Source organism: Ruegeria sp. AP12, from assembly GCF_056540025.1.
In genome coordinates this window covers 1-1,206 of record NZ_JBQFVZ010000077.1, presented here as the reverse complement: position 1 = coordinate 1,206, position 1,206 = coordinate 1, and the positions used below count along the sequence as shown (strand labels likewise).

Genomic DNA, 1,206 nt, shown 5'->3' with positions numbered 1-1,206 from the left:
CCAGCAGGGTTACCGCCAGCCCGAGGGTGAATGCTTTCATATCGTCCTCCCTTATTGTAAATCAGTTGGTCAAATGGGTCGTGGACGCTCTGAACCTCAGATGTCGTTCTTGGATAACGGACTGCATGTAAGTGTGAACGAGATCAACAGGTTAGGCAAGGGGATTGCGCGCGCCAGCAGAAATGTAGCTTTTCAAGGGCGGGAGCAGCTTTGCAGCGCGAGTGAGATAGGACACGCTCGCCATTCTATCCGATCGTTTGGACTCTCGTCGAAATTCACCTGTGGCGAACGGGGCACAAGCTCAATAGTTCTTGATCAGCCCTTCAATCTGCATCAAATCATAAAGGCACAATCTACGAGCAGCTTTACCGCGCTGTCGCAACAAGGGAAGTCAGTATGAAAACAGGCGCAAAGGGTGATACCTACTACGGCAAAACCGCCCGGAACTACGAAAAACGCCGGACCAAGCAGGAATGGTGGGGCGTGGAGCAGCGCGAAATGGCCAGCCTGCTTGATCTGCTTCCGGACGGTTTGCGCGTGTTGGATGTGCCTTTTGGTACGGGTCGCTTTGTGCCCTACTACCTGAAAAAGAGCTTCACCGTTCAGGGCCTCGATGCCTCCCACGAGATGCTGGCGACAGCCAAGGACATTCTGGGTGATGATTTCGCCAAATGCACGACCTCAACCGGCACTGCCATGTCGCTGGAGTTCGATGACGGCGCCTTTGACCTCGTTGTCAGCACCCGGTTCATTCGGGACATCATTGTAGCAAGTGACGCGAAAAAAGCGCTGGCAGAGTTTGCGCGGGTGACCCGGAAATATGCGATCATTCAACTGGGCGAAAACACGCGCGATCAAAGTGATCCAGTGGACCCAAATGTGGTGTTTGGCAGCCGGTTGTCCGCTGCGGATAACGCCGAAATGCTGGCCTCTGTTGGCCTGAAGGTCGTCGAGAAACGTCTGGTGAAAAGCGACGAGAAGGAAAACTCTCACATCTATCACGTGCTGTGTGAAAAAGCCGCCTGATGATCGTTGAGATGGTAGGTCTTCCTGGCTCTGGGAAGACAACTCTGGCAAAGGCGGTGCGCACGGCGGGCAAGCGTGAGGGGGTGGATATCCTGCTGCCCTACGGCTCGGACCTCGAGACGCAGCTGAACCCTCGTACGCCGCGCTATGTGAAGCGCCACGGCCATCGCAGGCTTTTGT

The 1,206-nt window shown here is 55.1% G+C and carries 2 protein-coding genes; both read left to right on the top strand.

The features are described from left to right. Positions 1–400, top strand: a 400-nt coding sequence (locus tag ACR0E6_RS21345; protein ID WP_480587067.1) for a hypothetical protein, incomplete at its 5' end; no start/stop codon positions are given. Further along, positions 397–1,026, top strand: a complete 630-nt coding sequence (locus ACR0E6_RS21340; RefSeq protein WP_425083136.1) for a class I SAM-dependent methyltransferase — start codon at positions 397–399, stop codon at positions 1,024–1,026. The genes ACR0E6_RS21345 and ACR0E6_RS21340, both read left to right, overlap by 4 nt. Positions 1,027–1,206: the final 180 nt, after the last annotated feature.

Excerpts from the sequence above, each read along its gene's own strand:
- ACR0E6_RS21340 (WP_425083136.1), top strand. The coding sequence starts at position 397 with ATGAAAACAGGCGCAAAGGGTGATACCTACTACGGCAAAACCGCCCGG.